The organism is Chlorogloeopsis fritschii PCC 6912, assembly GCF_000317285.1.
Classification (GTDB): domain Bacteria; phylum Cyanobacteriota; class Cyanobacteriia; order Cyanobacteriales; family Nostocaceae; genus Chlorogloeopsis; species Chlorogloeopsis fritschii.
Genome location: NZ_AJLN01000078.1, coordinates 68,450 through 92,162, shown reverse-complemented (window position 1 = coordinate 92,162; position 23,713 = coordinate 68,450). Strand labels below are relative to the sequence as shown.

Sequence of the window (23,713 nt, the reverse complement as noted above, 5' to 3'; positions counted from 1 at the left end):
ATTTAGGCTTTGTCTGCCTGTTTTGCTTGAATATGCGATCGCTAATAAAAGGGAACAGGGTACAGGTTACAGGGAACAGAACAATTAAACTCATCTGTCTCCTGTCCCCTGTCACCTATCACCTATCCCCAAATGTACCAGTGCCGCAGATAACAAAGCCGCGATCGCACTCGCCATAATGACGAGAATTGCACAGGCTGCCAAAACACCCAAAACTATCACCACCCCATCTTGCTCGATGATGCCTAGACTAATAATGGCTATAGCAACGGCAGGTGGCAAATTACCAAAAGGTATTGGCAGAGCAATCACAAAAGCAAGAACAAGAAACAATAAGCCCAACAGGCGCTGTGCTAAAGGAGAAGTAACAAATCGCCAGCGTGGGCGAATCACTCTTTCACACTTTTGCAGATAATGCAGAATTTTTTTGATAATTTTCTCGAAATCTTTGCGTTTCAAAGAGCGATTTGCTATCCATTTCGGTAGCCAAGGCTTGGAAAAACCCAACATTAACTGCCCTGATATTATCATCAAAGGTATGCCGATAATCGCAGAAACTCCAGCAACAGGTAGTGGCAATGCTTCTGGTAACGCACAAATAAATATCAGAGGAGCAAAAGCCCGATTGCTCATCTCATTCAGCAAGTCTCTCAGGTAAATACGCTCTCCTGAATGTCTTTGTAAGAAATCCTGTAGTAATTTTGAAGTTTGTAATTTTGTTCGTAATAGGGATGAGGTGGGCATAGTCTAGGAGCTAAGTTTAGCTGGTATTGATCATCAATACATTCATTGCTACTTACAGCTTTACGTGCAACACTCAGTAGAGAGAAAAACAACAGCATAACAAGAACGATGTTTAAAGGATACTTTCCCTGTCAAAATGTAAGATAGCTTTCGGCTGAAGGCTTACTGCTTGCACTTCCCAGATAGTGATGTATTCCAATGAACATTAAAACAGTTGCGACTACACCTTTTTTAGACCAGAAACCAGGCACTTCCGGTGTGCGAAAATTAGTTTCTGTGTTTAAGCAACCCCACTATCTCGAAAATTTCATTCAATCGATTTTTGATAGTATCGAAGATTACCAGGGGCAAACCATGATTTTGGGCGGTGATGGTCGCTACTATAATCGGCAAGCGATTCAAACCATCCTGAAAATGGCTGCTGCTAATGGTGTTGGACGGGTAAAAGTTGGTCGTGGAGGCATCTTGTCTACACCAGCGACTTCCTGTGTAATTCGTAAGTACAACGCTTTTGGTGGTATAATTTTGTCTGCTAGCCACAATCCCGGCGGCCCAGATGGAGATTTTGGCGTCAAATATAATACTAGTAATGGCGGCCCTGCACCAGAAAAGGTGACAGCAGCAATTTTTGAGAGAAGCAAAGTCATAGACAAGTATAAAATTCTGGAAGCTCCTGATGTAGATTTGGATACATTGGGTGAATTCAAATTAGGAGACATGGTAGTAGAAGTCATTGACTCCGTGCAAGACTACGAACAGTTGATGGAGTCAATATTCGACTTTGACAAAATCCGTGAAATGCTGACTAGTGGTAAGTTTCGGATGTGCATAGATTCAATGCACGCAGTTACTGGCCCCTATGCCCATGCTTTATTTGAGCAGAGACTAGGCGCACCCGCAGGTACGGTAAAAAACGGTACTCCCTTAGAAGATTTTGGCGGTGGACACCCCGATCCAAATTTGGTTTACGCTCACGATTTAGTAGAGATACTTTTTGGTGAAAATCCTCCCGACTTTGGTGCTGCTTCTGATGGCGATGGCGATCGCAATATGATTTTGGGACGCAAATTTTTTGTCACACCGAGCGATAGTTTGGCAGTTCTAGCAGCTAATGCCACCTTAGTTCCAGGTTACAAAGATGGCATAGCAGGAGTAGCGCGTTCTATGCCCACCAGTCAAGCAGTTGATCGAGTTGCTGCTAGTTTGGGTATCGATTGCTACGAAACACCGACGGGGTGGAAGTTCTTTGGTAACTTGTTAGATGCAGGTAAAATTACTCTTTGTGGAGAAGAAAGCTTTGGTACTGGTTCCAATCATATCCGTGAAAAAGATGGATTGTGGGCAGTGTTATTTTGGCTGAACATCCTAGCAGTCAAACAACAACCCGTCGAGCAACTGATGCGGGAACACTGGCACTCATTTGGTCGCAATTACTACTCTCGCCATGACTACGAAGCCATAGATAGCGATCGCGCGAACCAATTGATTGCTAAACTGCGCGAACAAATTCCTACTCTTAAAGGGAAAAAATTTGGTGATCGCGAGGTAGAGTACAGCGACGACTTTAGCTATACCGATCCAGTAGATGGTAGTGTAAGCAAAAATCAGGGCATCAGGATTGGATTTACTGATGGTTCTCGCATTGTCTACCGCCTCTCTGGCACTGGCACCCAAGGCGCAACGCTGCGAATTTATTTAGAAAGTTATGAACCTGATCCGAGCAAGCACGATCTCGATCCGCAACAAAGCCTTGCAGATTTAATAGCGATCGCAGATGAAGTTGCCCAGGTACGTGCACTCACAGGCATGGAAAAACCAACTGTGATTACTTGAAGCTTAATTGACTTCTAGCCGGCAATTTTTGTAGGGTGGGCACTGTCTAACTTTCCTCAAACCTTTATTTTTAAGTTGTTGGCAGTGTCCAACTTACAAGTAGTAGTAGTGGTGTGGCACAGCTAAAATAGTGCATTAAACCTCTTGCACTCATTCTATATTCAAAGAAATCGACCACAGATGGACACAGATAGACACAGATAAAATCTATGTTTATCGGTGTCTATCTGTGGTTGTAATTAACCTAAATCGTGATTGTTGCAAAAAGTCTATTGTATTAGTAGTCAAGTTCTGCAAGGAAAACGCTACTAGGAGCCTTTTCTCTCCTATTATTTTTTTGTAGGGTGGGCAGTGCCTAACTCTCTCCAAACCCTTATTTTACGTTGTGGGTAGTGCCCACCTTACAAGTAGTAGTAGAAAATCTCAAACGGTGCGGCGCTTGGAGATGGCATAAGCCATTACCCGCTTGCCTTGGCTTTTCTTACTTCTTTGACAACTTCCGACGCTCCTACTTGTGTTTCTGGATTGCGAGTGTACCAGTATGCCCAAGCAATTAATACTGCCTGGAAGGGTAGCCTTATCAAATAAAGTAATTGATTGTGGGGAATTCCCTCAACTTTAATATTGTGCAAAGTCATGTAAATGTTGGCAGGGAACACGGCAATAAACAAAGCAATCAATCCCCATGCTGCTGCCACACTCACAAATGGAATCATTAAACCAATGCCACCTAAAATCTCGAAAACTCCACTGATGTATACAGACGCAAATGGCGGAAAGGGTGGCGGTACAATACGGGCGTATTGCTCCGGTCGAATAAAATGAGTGATACCGACGATGATGATAGAAACGGCAAGAACACCACGGAGGATTTCTTTGCGGCGAAGATCTAATTGAGGCACAAAAGACATAGCAAACAGAAGCAACACCAGATTAAATATTAGATACTGCTGTGCTAGTACACTTCTATCCAAAGTTAGTCCACCGCAAAGGTAATTTATCTTTTTAATGAGCCTAAGACTTGCACCGCTTTAGCAAATTGGGGATCTGCTAGAGTAGCGATTTTATCTCGTTCCTGAAGCCATAAATTTTGTAGTTGTTTATCGTTTAAATTCACGGCTATGTCTGGATTAATACCCTGCTTGTTAATATCTCTACCACTGGGAGTATGATATTTGGCGATTGTCACTGTTATTCCCGAACCATCGTCTAAGGAACGCACTGATTGTACTAAACCCTTACCAAATGTCTTACTACCAACTAAAACAGCACGCTTATTGTCTTGTAAAGCACCAGAGACGATTTCACTAGCGCTTGCACTGCCTTGATCTACCAATATTACTAAGGGTTTATTTGTCAAAGCACGTCCATTTGCTACTTCTCGTTCTACTTCACCCTGCCTGTCAATCATGGAGACAATCGCACCTTGATTGAGCCACATTCTAGTAATTTCCACACTCGAAGAGAATAATCCACCAGGATTATTTCGCAGATCCAGAATATAGCCAGTTACTTGTTTGCTTTCCAAGTTTTTAATTGCGTCTCGCACTTCTTTAGCGGCATTAGCGCTGAACTGCTTGAGACGAATATAGCCAATTTTCCCTGCCGAAGATTGCTTTTGAGAAAATTCGACAGGATGAATTTCAATCCGCGCCCGTGTAATTGTAAATTGTTTTTTTTGTCCGTTCCGCAAGATTGTCAGGTTAACTTTGGTTCCTGGTTCACCTCGAATTAAGGATACAGCCTGATCGGTATCCATTCCCTTTGTGCTTTTACCGTTAATGTTGGTGATAATGTCTTTTGCTAGAATCCCGACTTTAAAAGCGGGCGTATCCTCAATTGGGGCAATCACAATTAGTTGTTTGGTTTTATCGTCTAAACCAATCTGAATACCAATACCCGTCAATTCGCCAGAAGTTTCCGTTTGCAAATTCTTGAACTCCTGGGGATCCATAAACCGGGTGTATGGATCATTTAACTTTTTGAGCATCTCTCGGATAGACTTATAAGCTTCCTGATTGCTGCTGTAAGATTTGTTTAAGTACTCACGACGAACAGCTTGCCAATTTACTCGATTAAAACTACTGTCTACGTATTGACGGTAAATAATTTGCCAAACTTCATCTATTAATTCTTTAGGCGATCGCTTCAATAACGTCGAATTAGAAACGGTTTGTGTACTAGGTTTGAATGATTGAACAGGGATTGGCTGTGGTAGCTTTGCTAGTTCTGCTGAGGCGAGTGAGTGAGAAGTGTTAGTCAAAAGAGTGTACGTATCGCCTTGGCTGACTATATTTACCTCAGAATCAGTCTTTGTTCCATCAATGTGAACTTTTTGCTGCCCAGTAGCTGTATCTAGCCTTGCTCGTGAAGCGATCGCCATTTCAATTTGTAGTAATGGCAGCGCAACAGTACCCATAAGACCAAAAATTGCATGAAAGCGGGATGAAAGAATCATAAATACAAGAACTTTACACAAGATAGTCAAAAAGTATCTGTAACCACCTAGCTATTCTAGGAAGATGTGCAACAGTTACTATTTTTCTTTTTTAGCTATTGTAGAAATTTTTTTTGTATCTGCAAGTCAGCGATCGCGTAGCTTACACATTTTCACCTCAAAAATCTCTGTCAGACAACTGTTGTAGCACCTGACGTAGGATTTTAATCATCCGTTCCTGTTGAGTGATGTATCAGGTAGCGTGACAACTCTCACCGCTAACTGCAAGCAGTGTAGCGGGAGCATCTCGGATTCACAAACGAGACTTGCTGTTTCATAGGCTGGGTATTCCCTAAGCCTCCACAGCCAGGAATCGGTAGTCCAACCGACCCAAGTTTTAACAGGTTGAGTGCGCTGTTCCAGTCACGGTCAATAACCAACCCACAAGAACAACTATGAACACGAACTGCAAGAGTTTTTTCAACCCTCGCGCCACAACCAGAACAATTGATACTTGTCCCTCTGGGGTCAACGCCTTGCGTATGCTTGCCGCGTCTTACCGCTACTGCTTGCATAATTTGGAGGAATGCGCCCCAAGCGACATCAAGTATCGACTTAGCTAGTCGTGTTCTAGCTAATCCCTTAATGTTCAGGTTTTCAAAAACAATTAAGTCATAGGAATTAACCAACCAATGAGCAACTTGATAATGAAACTCTTTCCTTTGTCTTGCAACGTGCAAATGCAGTCTTGCTACCTTGTTAACTGACGAGTGGTAGTTCTTAGACCCCTTGGTAGACCTTGCAAGTTTACGTTGTTGACGAGCTAAAGTTGCCTGAGCCTTGCGGTAATACTGTGGCACTTCAATGCTCTGCCCATCAGCAGTTGTTAAAAATTTCTCTAGCCCGACATCTATGCCAGTAGCAGTTTTAATTTCATCAATAGGTAATGCAGTGGGTACGCTTTTATCTTCCAAAGAAAAACTGACATACCAACCATCAGCTTTTTTCAGAATAGTTGCCTGTTTAATTTCAAACCCATCTGGAATTGGGCGATGCAGAATAACATTAATTTCACCAATCTTAGAAAGCTTGAGAGTATTACCTGTTAGATGTGCGCCAGCTTTGGCACAGTTGACACGCGGAAACGTGAACGAGCAAATTTCGCCACGTTTTTTAAATCGTGGACGTCCTCCCCTTTTCCCATTCTTGTCAGGAATTAACCACCGTTTCCAAGACTTGTCTAACCTCATGAGGTTTTGTTGTTGACAGTCGGCGTAGATATTTTCGTATTCAGGAAACAGTTGTTTAGTTTGTTTGAGGTCAGACGCTTGTGTGTAGTAATCAACTTTTTGCGGTATCTCACCAATTGGTTCATAAATCAAACTGCAACGGTCAATTTGTGACCTTGTGCGGTTCAACCAATCAAGTCTTTGCCCTAACGCATAGTTATAGTGACGACGCAGTAACTCACCCCAGGTTTCCATCGTGACAACCTGTTCTGGTGTGGGATTGAGTTTGTACTGGTAAGTGAGTAACATACAAATATTGTACAGCATTAATCCGTACATTTGTATGACTACACGCATAGATATCAGACTTCCAGAACAAGAATTAGAAATCCTTAAAAATTACTGTCAGCAAGAGAATAGAACTCAAACAGAGGTAATCCGTGAATTTATCCGTAGTCTTAAAAAGAAGATTAAAAAGCCTTGATTTGACAATCTTAGGGGCATTGAACCCCCAAGATTGTCCCGCAATTCCCCCACCGCCACACGCGAAGCGTTGGCGGTGGGGGAATTGCGGGGGTCTAGATGGAAGCAGGAAAAAGGAAAGATAATTACGGATACCTATGTCTGCCAAAGATCTAACTTTTGTTTAGCTTACCTTCCCACTAACTTATCACGCAGATGCTTAATGCGATCGCGTAACTTTGCCGCCTCCTCAAATTCTAATTTCTTCGCCGCTTCTTTCATCTGTGCTTCTAGTTGAGTAATCAATTCTGGAATGTTTTCTAACGGCAATTCATCTATATGTTGCTCGACTGTTTCTAACTCTTGAGCATTCAACCTTCGCGATACTTCCAAGAAAGATAAAATTGCGTTACTCGATTTCTTGACTATTGGTTGCGGTGTAATTCCGTGCATCCGGTTGTATGCCATTTGAATACCGCGACGGCGCTCTGTTTCATCAATAGCTTTAATCATGCTATCGGTGAGGTTATCGGCATACATAATTGCTTGTCCGCGAATGTGACGTGCTGCTCTGCCGATAGTTTGAATTAAAGAACGCTCTGCACGTAAAAAACCCTCTTTGTCTGCATCTAAAATTGCCACTAAGGAAACTTCCGGTAAGTCTAATCCTTCTCGCAGTAAGTTCACACCAACTAAGACATCAAACTTAGCATCGCGTAAGTCTTGGATAATTTCGATTCTTTCAATGGAATTAATTTCTGAATGCAAATACCTCACCCGAATACTATTTTCTTGCAGGTACTCGGTTAAATCTTCCGCCATGCGCTTTGTTAAGGTTGTCACCAACACCCGCTCGTGGAGATCTACCCTATCTTTGATTTCACCTAACAAATCATCAATTTGCCCTTCTGTCGGACGAACAATAATTTCTGGATCTATTACACCAGTGGGGCGAATAATTTGCTCTATCACATGATCTTGAGAAACTTCTATTTCCCAGTCTCCTGGAGTCGCAGAAACAAAAACACATTGATTTACCTTTGCCCAAAATTCTTCTGCTTTCAAAGGGCGGTTATCGGCAGCACTAGGTAAGCGAAAACCATGCTCTATTAATACTTTTTTCCTAGCTTGATCGCCGTTGTACATACCGCGAATTTGCGGCACAGTGACGTGAGATTCATCGATTACCAACAGCCAATCTTTAGGGAAATAATCAACCAAACACTCTGGCGGTTCTCCTGCTAGTCTTCCTGCTAAGTGACGGGAATAGTTTTCGACACCGTTGCAGTAACCGACTTCTCGGAGCATTTCTAAGTCATAGCGTGTCCGCTGATCTATACGTTGCGCTTCTAGTAATTTTCCTGCCGCCTCTAATTCGGCTTTGCGCTCTTTTAATTCTTGAGCGATCGCATCACAAGCTTCTTCTAACCTGTCTTCTGGGGTGACAAAGTGACGTGCAGGGTAAAGATTCACTGCTTGCAAACTCTGGAGAATTTCACCTGTTACCGGATCGACATAACGGATAGCGTCTATTTCATCGCCAAAGAACTCAATCCGAATAATACGATCTTCATACGCCGGGCCAATTTCCAGCACATCACCCCGAACCCGAAATCTTCCCCTGCCAATTTCCAAATCGTTGCGACTGTACTGTACCGATGCTAAATCTCGTAAAATCTCCCGTTGATTAACTTCCATTCCCACTTGGAAGGGTATCGCAGCTTTGAGGTATTCGGCAGGAATTCCCAAGCCGTAGATACAGCTAATTGAAGCAACTACAATCACATCACGACGCTCGAACAGCGATCGCGTTGCCGAGTGCCGCAACATATCAATCTCATCGTTAATTGAAGCGGTTTTTTCAATATACGTATCAGTAACAGGAATATAAGCCTCTGGCTGATAATAATCGTAGTAACTCACGAAATACTCAACAGCGTTCTTAGGAAAAAACTCCCGCAACTCGTTACACAGCTGGGCAGCCAGAGTTTTGTTATGTGCCAGAACTAGAGTCGGTTTGCCAACTTTCTCAATTACTGATGCGATCGTGAATGTCTTCCCGGTTCCCGTAGCTCCTAGTAATGTTTGATAATGATGACCTGCTTGAATACTTGCTGCAAGTTGAGCGATCGCTTGGGGTTGATCGCCTGTTGGACTAAAGGGAGCTTGAAGACAAAATTCTGTCATACAGTTTTGCTATAGATACCCAACCTTATAGTAGCGAATACATACTTTGACCAAATCACAATGCACATCTTTATCACACTGAAAAATTATTTTAATATCTCTTAATTTATTGCAAAAAGCTTTAATATTAATAAGACTTATGTATAGCTTTTAAATAAAGTTATACATATAGAATGTTTTTTAAAGTTAAACTCTAAATATATTAGGAAAATTTTGACTTCTCAAAAATATTCTAAAAATTCCTTAATAATTTAGAGGTGTGTGATTTATGACTATGAGCAGCACTGGCAAAGGAGTCAGTCCTCGGCAAAAACGTGCAAAGTTAAAGGGGGATACTGTGGAACTTGAAAATAACCAGGGTCAAAACTCAAATACGAAGCAACCAGTGCAGCTAGATTCGCCAGGTAAACTCGAAGTCCGTGACAACCTCGCTGTTTCTGGTATACGTCCGATTGGTGCTAGTGACTTGGAGGTTGCGGAAACTGTCTCAATTTCTGGCATACGTCCGATTTCTGCCAGTAACTTACAAGTTGTAGAGACAATGAACATCATGGGTATACGTCCCATTGCTGCAAACACTATTCAAGTAGTTGACAGCATGAATTTATCGGGAATTCGCCCGATCGCTTCCAGTTCACTGGTAATTTCTGAAACCTACTCTGTAATGGGTAATCGTCCGGTAGCATCAAATGAGATTGATGATTCTCAATATTTGATGGGTTTTCTAGATTAGATAGAGATTAGATAGATAAAAAATAATACCCATAACTTTCTGAACCCGGTTCTTAAAAAACCGGGTTTTTTATTGATTTAATGGTAGTTAATAGTTGATATTTATCGATATTTAGCAATAATTACTAATTGATCCCCGGATCTAATTTTCTATCTCTTTTAGCATAGAGCGATAATATATCCTATGGCGGAAGGCTATAACAAAAGTAATCAGTTAATTTGTAAATGTAATCACAAAACAAAGTTGAATTAACAACTTTGAAGATAAATTCAATAAATATAAGGAGAAAAAAAATGAGTTTAGAAGATAGAGCAAAAGCTACAGCTAAAAATGTAGAAGGTAAAGCTCAAGAAGCATGGGGAAATGTGACTGGCGATCCAGAAGATAAAGCAGAAGGAAAAGCTAAACAAGCAGAAAGTGAAGTACGTCATGCAACTGAAGACGTAAAAGACAATATCAAGAAAAAGCTTGACTAGAATTAATTTTCTTCAAGTTCAAGAATTCAACGAGGTTAAACAGGGTGCACTCTCACTTTAGAAAATTACCCGAATTACCAGAACTACTAACTAAACGCGCTTAATAGATGCGCGGTTTCTTAGAAGTCCGCGTAAGCGGGCTTTTTATTTCATCTCATAATTATTTCTTGAGTATGAGGGTTAATTTTAAAGAAAGTGCTCCCATATTAATTAATGATTGTCTAGACCTCATATAAAGACAAGAATTATCAATTCAAATCTTTGAAAATAACAATAAATAAGGTCTAGTGTGGCAATAGTTTTTAAAGGAGGTAATCAGAATGAATCTGCTACAGCAGAGTCGTAAAATTTTAACGGCTTTTGTTTTGATTTTAGTTCTAACAATTACTACCGCCTGCGGTGGTAATGTCGCTCAAGTTGACCGTACCACAACTCCACCCGGAGTTGGTCGGGATGTAGCCGCACAATTAGAGCGAGGAAATACCCCTGCTGGGCAAAGTTTTGGTAATTGGGTTGTGCAAACATCTAGGGGTTTAGTTAAAGATGTTTATGTGCGTGACAACAACAAGCTAGGTGTTGTGATTTCTCCACAAGTGCGCCCCAATGAAGTGCGTACTTTAGCAAGATCCCTAGTTGAAGGTTTCCGGAAGAACTTTCCCAATCAAGATTTGACAGTTTTGATTTATGCACCAGACAAGCAGCTGATTTTGACAGCTCGCTATGATGTTCAATCCAATCAGGTTCAGTACACGTAGGGTTAATAGCTAATATTCACCGCAATTAAAAGTTAGCTATTAGCGATTCACGATCAGCAATAAGGAGATTAGTAAAGTGACTAGCAGCGATGAGTACAAACGCCAAATTATGAGAGATTTGGCTCAAGGAAATACCGAATCCCTCGATGATGTTTCAACCGAGGAGTATCAAAACTTTGATGATTTTGCTCAACGTACCACGTTAGATCAACGTCGCCAAATGTTTGAACGCTCCTTACATCCAGAGCGCATTCCTCCCAGCCAAATGGAGCCTGAACTACAAAAGGCGATCGCTAATATTAAACCAAATGAAAGAGATGATGTAGCACGCGCCTTCTTCAAGCACTTCAAGCAAAGAGGGCTGGATGAGCGCCATCTAGAGCAACAATTAGGGCTTTCCACCCATCACCCCAACCGCATGAATGCTGATGATGTAAGCAAACTTGCCTCTTTTGCTTATCACAACCATCCCGATGTTTTCCGGGAAGTACTAGCAGAGCAACCCGCGATTATGAAGTTTCTCAGCAATCCTATCGTCGGAGCAATTTTGGGATTGGCGGCAGCTAAGTGGTTGGGCGGTCGTAAGTAAGTTAGATAAGTGTGGATAATAACCAAAGGTGGGTAAAATCCCACCTTTTTTGCTTTTAAAATACTACGTCATCGAATATGATTTTTGATGCCATTGTTACCTACACTATCTATAATCAAGACTACTACGCTACAATTTAATGTGATATTAAATACATTTTACAGAATTAAGAGAATATAAACTTTACAGAATTATTACAATACGATATTACTAATTATTCATTGGTAAATCCCAAAGAATCTGGAGTTTTGTGGCTTACTGCTTTCTTAAATAAAATTAAAGATTTCATCAAGTCTAGTCAAAACCAATGATAAAGTTTTGACAAAGTTAAAATTATCACTAGTCACATATTATTGTGGGATAATTACTGAAACTTAAATTAACAAGTGAAGTAAAAAAACAACTAAGTAATTAAGTGCCAATGACTGATTGGTGCTGCTGGGTATGCCCAGTTAAGCTACACTTACGCTTGCTTAAAGTGGGGGTGAACACAGCTATGCGCATACTTTACTATTCGACTTGATGTTGCGATCGCAGTTAGTTCAATGACATCTAAATGTAAAACGATTCCATTCACCAAAGTTAAATCACCAAAAAATACTCAGTTATGGCTATTAGGAATAGGAGCCGGTTTAATTGCAATTAACCTAACTCTGACTTGGAAATCTGGAGATGTTGCTCAAGTAGGAATGAGTGTACTGTTTTTGTTAGCTGTAGCTTCTCTACTTGGAGACAAACGCCATAGTCTTGATTTTGAAAGTGGAATTTTTCCCAGCGTTTTAGGTGGATTGTTAATTGGTGTTGTACTTTGGCAAAGTGCTACTCTTGGTCATGGTGACTTACTAGAAATTTTTCTTCGCGTGTCACCATTGATTTCTGGTTTAGCTGTTGGTTTATTAGCTTCTGGTTTTAAAGGTTTAAAGCAATATTGGCAGGAACTAACTATCCTATTTTTTCTCGGCATCCCAAAGTTAGTGCTATCATCTCTGTTTGATATTTCTCCCTTGACAGCCAAATTTTCAGCTTTTCTGCTTTGGTACTCTGGTTTTGAAGTATCCCTACAGGGAGTTTTCATAAATTTACCAACAGGAAGTGTCAAGGTTTATTCAGCATGTTCAGGCATCGAATCCATCTGCTATCTGCTGGGCATTGCTGTGATTTGTTTGCTAGTATTTCCCATTCATCGCAAACAGAGAACTTTAGTGCTGGTTATGGCGATCGCCTTGGGATTTATTATCAACGGGATACGAGTTTCTCTCTTAGCTGTAATATCTGCACAGAAGAACCTGCAAGCGTTTAATTACTGGCACGAGGGTGATGGTTCTCTCATATTTGGCATGATTCAAGTCATAGTATTCACTTTGTTCTATGTTTTCTTGCTTCGACAGCAGGAAAAAAATAATCAAGATTCTACGGAGTTGAAAAAGTAATGGCTTATTGGCAACAATTGCGAATTCCGTTTTTAGCTTTTATCCTGAGTAGTATCATATTAATTTTAATCAAGATATTTTTATCAACAAATATAAGTCAGCCAAAATCAGAACAATCAAGTAGCAGTAACTATGTCTCTACAAAAATGCCCACAGGCTATGAGTGTTTATAGACTGCGTAGGCAAGTTTTGTTTGTGTGGCAATACCCTTCCAGGGTATTGATTAAAAAAGTGGGATGCCCCCTATTGAATTTTCATGCATCTAAATATTGTTTATATATTGTGTGAGGAAAATGACTAAATCAACTAGTGATAAATTCATGCCAGTGTTAAATGAACTCCAAGAATTTGCCTATAAACAGGCAGATTCAATGAATATTTTACGAATACTTGGTTATGGTCTATTACTATTAGCAATATTCGATATTATAGAAATGTTTGTACCGCCAGGATTTATGAATCCTGCTTGGGAATTTCAAACTTTTGGAACACTTGTCGAACGAGTACCTGTACCTTTAATTGGATTAGTATTGGTATTTTTTGGAGAGACATATGCGCGAAACAAATGGGAATTTCGGATTTTGAAATTCCTGTCTTGGTTAACTTTATTGTTTGCAGTATTTTTCTCCTTAATGATTCCTTTGGGAGTTATTAACACTGTCCGACTCACTAACGCAAGTACTACTCAAATAAATGCCGTTTCGCAACAACAAATTTCTCAAGCTGAACAAGTAGAAAAGCAACTCAGTCAAGCCTCACCCCAACAAATTAACAATTTTTTAAGAAGCCAAGGTCGCTCATTAAATAATCAAAATCCTGAAGAAGTAAAAAGTAAAATTTTATCAGAACTTTCTAAAGCTAAAGAACAAATCCAGACACAAGCACAAGCTAATCTGTCTTCTCAGAGAACGAAGTTGATCAAGAATTCTGTGAAATGGAACTTGGGAGCCTTGGTTTCTGCTGCTTTGTTTATTAGTCTGTGGAAAGCAACTCATTGGGCAAGAGTTTACAAATAGAAGGCTATTTGTATGATTTGAAAAAAGGGCGATCAATCAAGCGATCGCCCTTTATCTTTCTATTTAGATTGGGAATTACTTAGTACTTAATTTACACCTTTGCTAGTTCTGGTGTAGGACGCTTGCTGTTACGAATCGCTGTAATCGCCTCAGCATAGTCCTTAGCATTAAATACTGCGGAACCAGCTACGATCGCATTTGCTCCGGCTTCTAAAACTTGCCAGGTATTGTTAGCTTTCAGTCCACCATCTACTTCAATCCAGGGATCTAAACCACGTTCGTCACACATCTGGCGTAGCTTGCGGATTTTTGGTACCACACCTGGAATAAAGCTTTGTCCGCCAAAACCAGGGTTGACACTCATAATCAAGATCAAATCACAAAGCTCCAGCACATACTCAATTAAATCCAAAGGTGTGGATGGATTGAGAACGACACCAGCTTGTTTACCAAGCTCCTTGATTTGACCGAGAGTGCGGTGTAAGTGCGGTGAAGCATTATGCTCGCAATGTACAGAAATAATATCTGCACCAGCTTTTGCAAAGTCCGCAACATACTTTTCTGGCTCAACAATCATTAAGTGGACATCCAGTGGCTTTTTCGTAACCGGACGAATCGCCTCCACTACCAGAGGACCTATCGTAATATTAGGTACAAAACGACCGTCCATTACATCAACATGAATCCAATCGGCTCCGGCTTCATCTACAGCGCGTACTTCGTCTCCCAAGCGACTAAAATCCGCTGATAGGATAGATGGAGCAATCACAATATGCTTTTTAGATAGGGTTTCGGTCATGGCTAGTGGGTATGTAAGCGTCCTTTTCTGTAAACATTGTAACAAAACTTTAGCAAACTCTTACATCTTTAAATAATGCCCTTTATGAAGAGGACACGGGGACAAGGAGACAAGGGGAGTAATAGACAACCAACTACTGTACGGGCGGGTTTTATTAGTAATCTCTCAAAATAACGAAATATCTAAAATAAACCCGCACGGCAGTCGCTACAACGGAGGAGCCACTGCGGTGGACGGGTTTCCCGGCATAAAGCATGTGGCGTGGAACCTCCAAGGGCGCGCTGCCTCCCCTACTAACAAATGACCAATGACCATTAACAGTTGACTCTTGACTATGGTGAAAAAACTAACTTGGATTGTTTGGGGATTGAGTGCTTCTTGCTTGAGTTTACCAGTAGTTGCTCTCACTCTAGAAACTTCCCTTGGTACTAACGGCATTGATTCTTTAAGGCTAGGCAAACCTCCGTATAATTTGACTGGTCGCAAGATTGCCATTGGTCAAGTGGAGATTGGGCGTCCAGGAATGTTTGGGGTAGATAAAGCCGTCTCCAAAAATCGCTCTGTAAACATAGCGGGTGTTTTTTTACGTAATAGCCCTGCCAAGTCGAATAATGGTGTTGATCCCCACGCCTATAATGTTGCTGGCGTGATGGTCAGTACAGATAAAGCATTCCCAGGAGTTGCTCCAGGGGCACGATTGTACTCATCTGCTGTAGGTTCTACCAAAATGGGTCAACCAGAGGAGTGCTTATCTGCACAGCATATCGCCCTGCAAAATAGTGGTGATATTCGTGCCATTAACTTCAGCTTTGGCGAACCACTGCACCGCGATCCTCGTCCGGAGGCAGTTTTGGATGGCAACGCCTTACTAACCCAATGTGTTGACTGGTCTAGTCGTGTTCATAATGTTTTTTACACGATCGCAGGCAACCAAGGAAAAGGAGGAATTCCCATCCCTACTGACAATTTTAATGGAGTTAACGTGGCTTTTTCCTCTCGTCGGGGAGGAATTTTTAATAAGGTAGACGTTTCTAATTTAGTCGCGACTAGCGAGGCAATGAAAGAGCGGCTAGCTGGCAAGGAAATTAATTTAGGCCCGCGTCGTACTATTGCTTTAGTTGCCCCTGGCAATAACATACCTATGCTCAATCCCGATGGCAAAGTGAATAAAGTCACGGGTACAAGTTTTGCTGCACCTCATGTTACAGGTACAATTGCCTTACTACAAGAATTTGGCGATCGCCAACTGCGGACAAAACAACAAAATTGGAGTATCGCTTCTCGCCAACACGAAGTAATGAAAGCAGTCTTGCTGAACTCAACAGATAAGATTCTTGATAGCGGTGATGGCTTACGCCTGGGAATGACTCGCACACTAGTTGATAAACAAAATAAAGACTGGCTCGCTTCTGATAGCTATAAAGACCCGAAAATACCTTTAGATTCCCAAATGGGAACAGGACATTTAAATGCTTTTCGGGCTTACCAGCAATTTAGTGCTGGTCAGTGGAACCCTTCTCAACCTGTGCCAGCTATTGGTTGGGACTACAACACTGTAAATACTGGGGCATCTGTAGAATATACATTAGCAAAGCCCTTACCGCAAAACAGTTTTGTTGCCATCACCGTAGCTTGGAACAGATTGGTAGAACTAAACGATAAAAATCAAAATGGTTTATATGATGCAGGTGAAGATTTTCGCGATCGCGGTTTGAACAATCTTGACATTCATCTAGTCAAATCCGATGCCAAAGATTTAGATACTGGTACTGTTTGTTCTTCCATCAGCGAAGTCGATAGCGTCGAGCATATATTCTGTCCCGTACCTGCTCAAGGCAACTATAAAATCCGCGTTCAGTTCCGTACACAAGTAAATACGGCTACTCAGTCTTACGCCTTAGCATGGTGGACTGTACCTAAGAAATAAGGATTGGGGACAGAGCAATTAAAAATTAAAAATGTAAAATTAAAAATTTTTAATTTTCTAGTCCCTAGCCCCTAATCCCTAAGAATACTGTTGCTAAAACTGTAACCACTAGATGACCACGCCTTCTTAAATGCCATAGTCAACTAAAGGTTGAAGTATGAAGTATGCGGGTAGCCCTACGAATATTTTTCATCCTTTTTAGTCAGAAGCGTAGATTTTGGCATCAGGTGTAGCAATTATGAAGCAAAAATTGAGTAGTGACTGGGAAAAATTCTTGCAAAGACGTTACGCTGTACGCTTGGGAAGACGCTACGTTATGGCTGCTGCCGGCGTGATGCTGATGAGCGTGATTGGGTGTTCCCAAGTCAGTGATAGTACTAGCGTTTTTGCTCAATCTCGTCCTCCTCACTCAGAATCTCCCATGCCCGCAAAATCTGTCTTACCTAATACTAAACTCACTACTGCTAATACCAAGTTTGGATTTAAACTTTTTTCAAGAATTCTGGAACAAGAGGGTGACAAGAACGTTTTTGTTTCACCTGCTAGTGTAGCGATCGCCTTAGATATGACTTACAACGGCGCTAGTGGCAGTACGCGACAAGCAATGGCTAAAGCACTTGAGTTAGAAGGATTGACATTGCCAGAAATCAACTCTTCTAACGCGGCATTAAAGGCGCTGTTAGAAAATTCCGATCCTCAAGTTCAATTAAATATTGCTAACTCACTTTGGGCGAATCAAGATGTTAGCTTTAAACCTGAATTTATCCAAAGAACTCAAGAATTCTATCAAGCTAAAGTAACTAATTTAAATTTTAAAGATGCAGGTACACCTGGCATTATTAATAACTGGGTTAATGAAAGTACTCGTGGTAAAATTAACAAAATTGTTGAAAGATTAGAACCAGAACAAGTACTTTTTTTAATAAATGCAATCTATTTTAAAGGTAAATGGACTAATGAATTCGATAAAAGCCAGACAGCCCAATACCCTTTTTATTCAACATCCGGTAAGCAAAAACAACACCCGATGATGTCACAAAAAGGTAAATATAAATATTATGAAAATGAACAATTGCAGGCAGTGAGTTTGCCTTATGGTCAGAATGGCAACATAAGCTTATATATTTTCTTACCAAAACAAAACTATACCCTTAAATCTTTATATCAAAACTTAAATGCTGAAAACTGGGAAAAGTGGATGTCTCAGTTTACCAAGCGGGAAGGTTTTATTCGTTTACCCCGCTTTAAAATGGACTATGAAGTTACGCTAAATAATGCCCTCAAAGCCTTAGGTATGGGCAAGGCTTTTAGCAATAACGCAGATTTTTCTAACATGGGTCAAAACTTTACTATTAGTGAAGTTAAACATAAAACTTTTGTGGAAGTAAATGAAGAAGGCACAGAAGCTGCTGCCACTACTTCTGTAGGGATAGTAGCAACATCTATGCCCCTAGATGAACCATTCCGGATGATTGTTGACCGTCCTTTTTTGTGTGCAATTCGCGACAATCAGACAGGAAGTGTTTTGTTTATGGGTTCAATAGTAGATCCGTTAATAGCTAATGGCAATTAACTAAGCAGTTGGAGGAGATGCTTCTGGTGTGGCTGGTGTACTTACCTCAAGAGAACGAACATTAGCCGCGTCACTGACGGGTTTGCGATAAGATTCCTCAGTATGCTCAGAAACATTGCCAGTGACTTCTTCAGAAGCAATATTTTCTCCGACTTCGTTGTGAGTAGAAACTACGGAAGAACGCCGCAAGGCGCTTAAAGCCGTCTTGATCACAACTGCAGTGGGTACCGCAACAATTACACCCAAAAGTCCGCCAATTCTCGCTCCAGTCAAAACTGAAATTAGAACCCAAACGGGGTTTAAACCAATAAAACTACCTAAAATTCGCGGCCCAATCAAGTTTTCTAAGATTTGCTGCACAATTACTGCTGCAATTAAAACTCTGACTCCCATCCAAAAATCTTGTAGCGCCACCAAGGTTGTAGTTAAAGCAATACCCACAGAACCGCCAAAGGGTACTAATGCCATAATGCCAATAGTTAAACCGAACAATAGACCAAATGGCACCTTGAGCCACAAAAAAGTAGGAATCAGGGCAGATGCCATGCAGGTAGCTAAAATTAATTGCGTGATAAAGAAATTTTGAAAGCTGAGGCGTACTGTTTGTGAAAATGCCTCACGGAATTTAGCCGGAAGCCAATCTATTAAACTTTGCCACAGTTCATCACCATGCTGCAATAGATAGAAAGTCAAAACCATTGTCAAGAGAAAATCTAACAGGCTGGTGAAAGTGACTACCGCCAAGTTTAAAACTTGTCCGGCGATCGCCTGTAATTGTCCCTTGACGCGATCGTTAATTTGCGCAGCCAAAGCATCAAGGTTAATCGGTAAACCCAGACTTTCTGCTTTTTCATTCAACATCATCAACTGATAGCGTCCAGAATCTATTAACTCTGGCAACCGAGCCACTAGTTGTTGAGCCTGCGTCAGAGCTAACGGAAAAAGTGTAAGACCTAGTGCTAATAAAATTGATAAAGCCAGTAGGAATACTAAAATGGCAACTTGCTCTCGTCTCGCTCCTTGACGCTCCATCCAACTAACGGGATAGTTGAGCAGAAACGCTAGCACGGATGCCCCGACTAAAATGACAATCAGCGAGTGGAAGTAATGAAAAATTACTGAAATCGCCCAGCCATTGAGTACTAGCAGTGGAGCGAACAGGGCGATCGCGCCTATTCTTGCTATTGGTGTAAGTGTCTGCCACCAGTCAAAAAATTTGCGTGTCTGCATCTGCCGATTGCGGGATACAACAGAATAATATCTTTACTATCAAGCCTATTATCTCTAACTATTTCACTCTCATTCATCCCTCTAATTTAGGATTAAACTCACTCTCATGAATCATTTTGAACGAATTAATGACTATGAAGGACAGGAGGATGCGGAGAATGAAGAGGACACGGGAACACGGGAAAGGGGGGACGCGGGGAGTATTTTTGGTAATTTTCCCCCCTCTCCCACTCACCCCCTCTCCCACTCCTCTTCGCCTATAGAGTTAATTTTGTATTTAATTCCCATCATCGGCTTTTTCCCCTCACTGTGGACTCTTTATCACCGCCAAGGCAGTCAGGAACAACTAGCCACTTGCCGTCTGTCAATTACTTTAGCTGTATCTTGGGTGTTAGGCTACCTTTTTTTGGCAACTGGGGCAGCAAGTTTAGATTTTGTTGCAGTGCGTCTTTTGATCCTCAATAGCTTCTTGACCTCTGGCTACTTTTTAGTAAGTCTTTGGTTAATATTTCTCATAGTTAGACGCAAATCTAGACGTTTGCCGGGATTGAACTATTTTGCTGAAAAAGTAATTGGTAAGTACTTATCCTGATTTTTTTTGAGGAGATAGCTATATATATTTATTTGCCATGTATATTTAGACTTAATTTTCTCAGGATTTTACAATGACCTAGTCAAAACCTGTTTATTGTTGCCATACTTCATATAAATCATCTCCTAATTCACTCAAAAGAAGGAGAAACACAGCTATCAGTGTTTTGGATCACACGTAAGTGCAAAGCTAGGCACAAATAATTATAGAGTTAGCTGTTATAGATTTAGGATCTGCTCTCCAAAAGTAGATTTACTTAAGCATTATTCAGTAAGTGTGAGGAAGCCAGTGACCATTCACAGAAGATCGGCGCAAGGAAACCCCTCTGCCAAGCCCTCCAAGCCAAATAGAAGAAGCATCAAAAATCCCAAATCTGGGCGTTGGGTATGGTTTTGGGTGGGCATGAGTGGTATTGCAATGGTGTCAGCAACCGCAGGGGCGCTGTTGGCAGTTTCTTTAACTAGTAAACCTCTGATGCAAGCCAATCTCAGTGCCGATGAGGCAGCGGTTTTTGATAGCGATCGCATTTCTGGAGGTGGACTGCGATTCTCAGAGCTAACTCGCCCCGTCAATATTTTGGTGATGGGGATGAGCGTTCTCCCCCCAGATGTGCAAAATGCTCCAGAAGAAACCAAAAATCTCGGATACCTGCCCCAGGTAAACTCTTTTGACGGACTTGCTGATGTAATGCTTTTGATCCGGTTTGATCCGGAGAAGAAAAAATTAGTCATGCTTTCTATTCCCAGAGATACACGTGTAGAAATAGAAGGGCAGGGCATGAAAAAAATTAATTCTACCAATCTTCAGGGTGGCCCTGCTTTAACTGCTAAAACCGTCAGTAACCTCCTAGAGGGGGTAGGAATAGACCGCTATATGCGGATTAATGTTTTGGGAGTTGCCAAGCTAATCGATGCTTTGGGAGGGGTAACGGTTTACGTTCCCAGAGATATGAAATACCAAGATGATTCCCAGCACTTATACATAAATTTAAAGAAAGGCAAGCAGCATCTCAATGGTGAACAAGCGCTGCAACTTTTACGTTTTCGCCATGATGAGAATGGGGATATTGGGCGGATTCAACGACAACAAATGGTAATTCGAGCACTGATAGATCAGTCCCTCAACCCTACGACCTTAGCCCAATTGCCTAAAGTTCTTAATGTAGTCAAAGAACACATAGATACTAACTTGACTGTTGAAGAATTATTGGCGCTAGTGGGATTTGGAGCTAGGACAAATCGCTCCAATATGCAGATGTTAATGTTACCCGGTAGATTTAGCGAAAAGAGTGAATATGAAGCTAGCTATTGGATACCATATAAAAGACGTATCCATGCAATGATGGCTCAACACTTCGATCTTGAGACAGAAACCGATTCTCTTTCCCAACTTGTCGATCCAGCCTCATTACGAGTAGCGATTCAAGACAATACTGGTAGTGAGGAAACCAATCTCCGACCGTTAGTTAGATCTTTGATTAAAGCAGGCTATCGCAACGTTTATATAGCTAAAAGTTCGGGTGTACCCTTGGATGTAACTCACATTGTCGCCCAACAAGGAGATGGCAACAGCGCCGATCTAATTCGCAATAGTTTAGGATTTGGAGAAGTAAGAGTAGAAAGCACCGGCAATCTTGGCTCTGATATTAGCATCCAAGTTGGTAAGGATTGGTTAGAACAAAGAGGATTATTCGAGGAGACTACTCAACCTTAAATAGTTAGTAGTTAGTAGTTAGTAGTTGGTTGTTTACCACTATCCACTATCCACTAACCTCATTTAGTACGTTCCCAAATCCAGTCTTGTAAGATTAGATTCACTAATTCAGGAGCTTCATCTTGAGGACAATGCCCTACGCCTTCCAAAGGTATGAACTTTTGTACTTGCGGGAAATTGGCTAATTCTCTGCCTAACTCTATTGGCTCCCAAGGATCGGCTGTTCCCCACAAGATAATAGCCGGACAGGGCAGTTGAGGCAAAAGCTCTTCTGGTAAAGGCCCTTGAGAATAAGAAGTAAAGGCGAGAAACACAGCTGCTGCTCCTGGATCGCTAGCTGGTGCTGTCAGGATATCTACCAATTCTTCTGTCACAGCTGTAGAATTTGCATAAGCTTTGAGAAGAATCTTCCGTACAGTCTTTGGTTTGGCAATTTGATAGAAGAAAAACTCGCCGATTGGTTTAAAAGATAAAATACGTTGTAGTAAGGGTGCTCCAAAGCGGCGATGCCAAGGTAACATTTCGCGTTTGCGATCATGCAATAAGCGCAGAGAACAGTTGAGTAATGCCACTCCTAAGGCAATCTCAGGATTACTCACAGCTGCCTGCATAGCAACAATACAGCCAATGGAGTTAGCAACTAAAAAAACTGGTTCACCCACCACTTCACGGCAAAAATCTGCTATCTGTTGTCCCCAGGTTTCAATTGTATAGGCAAAATTTTCACCGGGTTTGGGTTTAGCTGAAGCACCAAAGCCTATTAAATCAATCGCGTAAACACGAAAATTTTCTGCCAGCACCGGAATATTTTTGCGCCAATGCCACCATGAGGCTCCAAAGCCATGCACTAAAACAATAGCCGGGCCAGTGCTTCCTTGAGATTGATAGCAGATCGAGAAACCTTGCCAATTCCAGGTTTTTGTTGAGGTTAGCGCCGTCGTAGAAATGGAAGTAGTCATGGGTAGTTTATATCCAGACAGGTTTTAGATGTGGAGCAAAGGCACAAAGTCACTACAAAGAATAGTGTACAAGTTGATTGGTGATGTTAACTTTAGTAAAGACTTTGAATAGTAAATACAGTATTACTGCTGAAGTTATGTAAGCATACTTTGTTAAGTTTTTAATAAAAAAGAAGTCAGGAGCCAGGAAAATAAGTTCTTTTTTAATGCTGTCTTGTGTGGAATTACGTGGGGCTAGCTGTGATGTGGCTTGTGGTAAAGCAAGCATAAGGTTGATATTCAGTAGTTTCACAATTTACAACAAGGAAATTGATTTCTAAAATTGTTGGATATCAAGCATCCGCAAAAGGGGTGGTGTGAAATGGGGAAATGACGCTAGCAAATGAGGGCGTATGTTTTCTTGTTCATACAAAGTTCCTGGGAGTTAGAACAATGAATGCACTAGAAACAATAAATACTCCGGTGGGAAGTTACGCACCAGATTTTGAATTGCCAGGAATTGACAAACAAGTACATCATCTTCGCCGTTATTTAGAATCATTCCGGGCAGTCGGCGTCATTTTGATGTCTAATCATTGTCCTTATGTAAAGTTATATGTAGAAAGGCTGAAGAGCATTCAAACTGAGTTTTATAAACAAGGTTTTACGCTGATAGGTGTGAATGGCAATGATGCCAGTCAGATACCAACAGAAAGCTTTGAAAATATGAAAGCTTTTGCAGCCGATCGCAAGTTAAACTTCCCTTACCTATGGGATTCTACTCAAGATGTAACTCGCAGCTTTGGTGCCAGCAAAACACCAATGGCTTTCTTGATCGATAAAGATGGTATTTTACGCTACAAAGGATTAATTGACGATTATCCTCAAGATCCGCTAGCTGTGAAAAGACATTTTCTCAAAGCGGCGATCGCCTGTTTGATCCAAGGTAAAGAAATTTTTCCAAAAGAAACTGAACCCGTAGGTACTGCTTTAGTGTGGCGTGACTAGAGACAGATAGTCACTGTGCTGTTATCTTAAATTGGAGGTAAT

General features: G+C 41.2%; 21 protein-coding genes. 13 read left to right on the top strand and 8 right to left on the bottom strand.

From position 1 onward, the window contains the following. Positions 1–111: 111 nt before the first annotated feature. Positions 112–744 (bottom strand): exopolysaccharide biosynthesis protein, encoded by a 633-nt coding sequence (locus UYC_RS0114425; protein ID WP_071588493.1) that lies wholly within the window; start codon positions 742–744, stop codon positions 112–114. 198 nt (positions 745–942) lie between these two features. On the opposite strand from UYC_RS0114425, the gene UYC_RS0114420 reads away from it, so the two are divergent. Beyond that, positions 943–2,577: an alpha-D-glucose phosphate-specific phosphoglucomutase gene (locus tag UYC_RS0114420; RefSeq protein ID WP_016878469.1), complete on the top strand. Its 1,635-nt coding sequence runs from the start codon at positions 943–945 to the stop codon at positions 2,575–2,577. Between the two features lie 458 nt (positions 2,578–3,035). On the opposite strand, the gene UYC_RS0114415 is transcribed toward UYC_RS0114420, so the two are convergent. From UYC_RS0114415 to UYC_RS0114405, 3 genes are all read right to left on the bottom strand, one after another. Beyond that, positions 3,036–3,488: a DoxX family protein gene (locus UYC_RS0114415; RefSeq protein WP_016878468.1), complete on the bottom strand. Its 453-nt coding sequence runs from the start codon at positions 3,486–3,488 to the stop codon at positions 3,036–3,038. Positions 3,489–3,574: 86 nt separating this feature from the next. Next, positions 3,575–5,035, bottom strand: a complete 1,461-nt coding sequence (gene ctpC, locus UYC_RS35550; protein WP_016878467.1) for a carboxyl-terminal processing protease CtpC — start codon at positions 5,033–5,035, stop codon at positions 3,575–3,577. A gap of 257 nt (positions 5,036–5,292) precedes the next feature. Beyond that, on the bottom strand, positions 5,293–6,600 hold the full coding sequence (locus UYC_RS0114405; protein ID WP_235083166.1) for an RNA-guided endonuclease InsQ/TnpB family protein: 1,308 nt from the start codon (positions 6,598–6,600) through the stop codon (positions 5,293–5,295). Here UYC_RS0114405 and UYC_RS36555 point away from each other — a divergent pair. Continuing rightward, positions 6,587–6,727: a ribbon-helix-helix protein, CopG family gene (locus UYC_RS36555; RefSeq protein ID WP_071588492.1), complete on the top strand. Its 141-nt coding sequence runs from the start codon at positions 6,587–6,589 to the stop codon at positions 6,725–6,727. The two genes, UYC_RS0114405 and UYC_RS36555, sit on opposite strands and share 14 nt — an antisense overlap. A 167-nt stretch (positions 6,728–6,894) precedes the next feature. Here UYC_RS36555 and uvrB read toward each other — a convergent pair whose 3' ends face one another. Continuing rightward, a complete protein-coding gene (gene uvrB / locus UYC_RS0114400) occupies positions 6,895–8,892 on the bottom strand; it encodes an excinuclease ABC subunit UvrB (RefSeq protein WP_016878465.1) in 1,998 nt (665 codons plus the stop codon). A 268-nt stretch (positions 8,893–9,160) separates the two neighbouring features. Between uvrB and UYC_RS0114395 the strand changes: the two genes are divergently transcribed. The 6 genes from UYC_RS0114395 to hpsJ-A all read left to right on the top strand — a co-directional run bounded on the left by UYC_RS0114395 (position 9,161) and on the right by hpsJ-A (position 13,891). Beyond that, positions 9,161–9,625: a hypothetical protein gene (locus tag UYC_RS0114395; RefSeq protein WP_016879554.1), complete on the top strand. Its 465-nt coding sequence runs from the start codon at positions 9,161–9,163 to the stop codon at positions 9,623–9,625. 293 nt (positions 9,626–9,918) lie between these two features. Next, on the top strand, positions 9,919–10,101 hold the full coding sequence (locus UYC_RS0114390) for a CsbD family protein (protein ID WP_016878463.1): 183 nt from the start codon (positions 9,919–9,921) through the stop codon (positions 10,099–10,101). Positions 10,102–10,421: 320 nt separating this feature from the next. After that, positions 10,422–10,856 (top strand): hypothetical protein, encoded by a 435-nt coding sequence (locus UYC_RS0114385; RefSeq protein ID WP_016878462.1) that lies wholly within the window; start codon positions 10,422–10,424, stop codon positions 10,854–10,856. Between the two features lie 76 nt (positions 10,857–10,932). Continuing rightward, entirely contained in the window at positions 10,933–11,445 is a 513-nt protein-coding gene (locus tag UYC_RS0114380; protein ID WP_016878461.1) for a hypothetical protein, read from the top strand. A gap of 545 nt (positions 11,446–11,990) precedes the next feature. Next, positions 11,991–12,875, top strand: a complete 885-nt coding sequence (gene crtA / locus UYC_RS0114375) for a cyanoexosortase A (RefSeq protein ID WP_016878460.1) — start codon at positions 11,991–11,993, stop codon at positions 12,873–12,875. Positions 12,876–13,168: 293 nt separating this feature from the next. After that, a complete protein-coding gene (gene hpsJ-A / locus UYC_RS0114365; protein WP_026087719.1) occupies positions 13,169–13,891 on the top strand; it encodes an HpsJ-like protein, cyanoexosortase A-associated in 723 nt (240 codons plus the stop codon). Positions 13,892–13,982: 91 nt separating this feature from the next. On the opposite strand, the gene rpe is transcribed toward hpsJ-A, so the two are convergent. Beyond that, entirely contained in the window at positions 13,983–14,690 is a 708-nt protein-coding gene (rpe, locus tag UYC_RS0114360) for a ribulose-phosphate 3-epimerase (RefSeq protein ID WP_016878457.1), read from the bottom strand. A gap of 334 nt (positions 14,691–15,024) precedes the next feature. Here rpe and UYC_RS0114355 point away from each other — a divergent pair, with 334 nt between their 5' ends. Then, complete coding sequence (locus UYC_RS0114355) at positions 15,025–16,617, top strand: S8 family serine peptidase (protein ID WP_016878456.1); 1,593 nt, start codon at positions 15,025–15,027, stop codon at positions 16,615–16,617. Between the two features lie 238 nt (positions 16,618–16,855). Further along, the gene (locus tag UYC_RS0114350) at positions 16,856–18,190 is read left to right on the top strand and encodes a serpin family protein (protein ID WP_016878455.1); all 1,335 of its coding nucleotides are present in this window, start codon (positions 16,856–16,858) and stop codon (positions 18,188–18,190) included. On the opposite strand, the gene UYC_RS0114345 is transcribed toward UYC_RS0114350, so the two are convergent. After that, positions 18,191–19,420 (bottom strand): AI-2E family transporter, encoded by a 1,230-nt coding sequence (locus tag UYC_RS0114345; RefSeq protein WP_016878454.1) that lies wholly within the window; start codon positions 19,418–19,420, stop codon positions 18,191–18,193. It lies immediately after the preceding gene. A gap of 106 nt (positions 19,421–19,526) precedes the next feature. Between UYC_RS0114345 and UYC_RS0114340 the strand changes: the two genes are divergently transcribed. Both UYC_RS0114340 and UYC_RS0114335 read left to right on the top strand, forming a co-directional pair. Further along, positions 19,527–20,012: a hypothetical protein gene (locus tag UYC_RS0114340; RefSeq protein WP_016878453.1), complete on the top strand. Its 486-nt coding sequence runs from the start codon at positions 19,527–19,529 to the stop codon at positions 20,010–20,012. 288 nt (positions 20,013–20,300) lie between these two features. Then, on the top strand, positions 20,301–21,725 hold the full coding sequence (locus UYC_RS0114335) for an LCP family protein (protein ID WP_026087718.1): 1,425 nt from the start codon (positions 20,301–20,303) through the stop codon (positions 21,723–21,725). Between the two features lie 59 nt (positions 21,726–21,784). Here UYC_RS0114335 and UYC_RS0114330 read toward each other — a convergent pair whose 3' ends face one another. After that, positions 21,785–22,684 carry an alpha/beta fold hydrolase gene (locus UYC_RS0114330; protein ID WP_016878449.1) on the bottom strand — a complete coding sequence of 300 codons (900 nt, stop codon included), beginning with the start codon at positions 22,682–22,684 and terminating at the stop codon, positions 21,785–21,787. Positions 22,685–23,116: 432 nt separating this feature from the next. Here UYC_RS0114330 and UYC_RS0114320 point away from each other — a divergent pair, with 432 nt between their 5' ends. Further along, positions 23,117–23,671 carry a thioredoxin family protein gene (locus UYC_RS0114320; RefSeq protein WP_016878447.1) on the top strand — a complete coding sequence of 185 codons (555 nt, stop codon included), beginning with the start codon at positions 23,117–23,119 and terminating at the stop codon, positions 23,669–23,671. Positions 23,672–23,713 lie beyond the last annotated feature (42 nt).

What these genes read in the sequence shown, in the direction of transcription:
- uvrB (WP_016878465.1), bottom strand. Translation starts at nt 8,892, where the DNA reads ATGACAGAATTTTGTCTTCAAGCTCCCTTTAGTCCAACAGGCGATCAA.
- UYC_RS0114385 (WP_016878462.1), top strand. Translation starts at nt 10,422, where the DNA reads ATGAATCTGCTACAGCAGAGTCGTAAAATTTTAACGGCTTTTGTTTTG.
- ctpC (WP_016878467.1), bottom strand. Translation starts at nt 5,035, where the DNA reads ATGATTCTTTCATCCCGCTTTCATGCAATTTTTGGTCTTATGGGTACT.
- UYC_RS0114415 (WP_016878468.1), bottom strand. Translation starts at nt 3,488, where the DNA reads ATGTCTTTTGTGCCTCAATTAGATCTTCGCCGCAAAGAAATCCTCCGT.
- UYC_RS0114320 (WP_016878447.1), top strand. Translation starts at nt 23,117, where the DNA reads ATGAATGCACTAGAAACAATAAATACTCCGGTGGGAAGTTACGCACCA.
- UYC_RS0114425 (WP_071588493.1), bottom strand. Translation starts at nt 744, where the DNA reads ATGCCCACCTCATCCCTATTACGAACAAAATTACAAACTTCAAAATTA.
- UYC_RS0114330 (WP_016878449.1), bottom strand. Translation starts at nt 22,684, where the DNA reads ATGACTACTTCCATTTCTACGACGGCGCTAACCTCAACAAAAACCTGG.
- UYC_RS0114420 (WP_016878469.1), top strand. Translation starts at nt 943, where the DNA reads ATGAACATTAAAACAGTTGCGACTACACCTTTTTTAGACCAGAAACCA.
- UYC_RS0114340 (WP_016878453.1), top strand. Translation starts at nt 19,527, where the DNA reads ATGAATCATTTTGAACGAATTAATGACTATGAAGGACAGGAGGATGCG.
- rpe (WP_016878457.1), bottom strand. Translation starts at nt 14,690, where the DNA reads ATGACCGAAACCCTATCTAAAAAGCATATTGTGATTGCTCCATCTATC.
- UYC_RS0114345 (WP_016878454.1), bottom strand. Translation starts at nt 19,420, where the DNA reads ATGCAGACACGCAAATTTTTTGACTGGTGGCAGACACTTACACCAATA.
- hpsJ-A (WP_026087719.1), top strand. Translation starts at nt 13,169, where the DNA reads ATGACTAAATCAACTAGTGATAAATTCATGCCAGTGTTAAATGAACTC.
- UYC_RS0114405 (WP_235083166.1), bottom strand. Translation starts at nt 6,600, where the DNA reads ATGCGTGTAGTCATACAAATGTACGGATTAATGCTGTACAATATTTGT.
- UYC_RS0114395 (WP_016879554.1), top strand. Translation starts at nt 9,161, where the DNA reads ATGACTATGAGCAGCACTGGCAAAGGAGTCAGTCCTCGGCAAAAACGT.
- UYC_RS0114355 (WP_016878456.1), top strand. Translation starts at nt 15,025, where the DNA reads ATGGTGAAAAAACTAACTTGGATTGTTTGGGGATTGAGTGCTTCTTGC.
- crtA (WP_016878460.1), top strand. Translation starts at nt 11,991, where the DNA reads ATGACATCTAAATGTAAAACGATTCCATTCACCAAAGTTAAATCACCA.
- UYC_RS36555 (WP_071588492.1), top strand. Translation starts at nt 6,587, where the DNA reads ATGACTACACGCATAGATATCAGACTTCCAGAACAAGAATTAGAAATC.
- UYC_RS0114390 (WP_016878463.1), top strand. Translation starts at nt 9,919, where the DNA reads ATGAGTTTAGAAGATAGAGCAAAAGCTACAGCTAAAAATGTAGAAGGT.
- UYC_RS0114350 (WP_016878455.1), top strand. Translation starts at nt 16,856, where the DNA reads ATGAAGCAAAAATTGAGTAGTGACTGGGAAAAATTCTTGCAAAGACGT.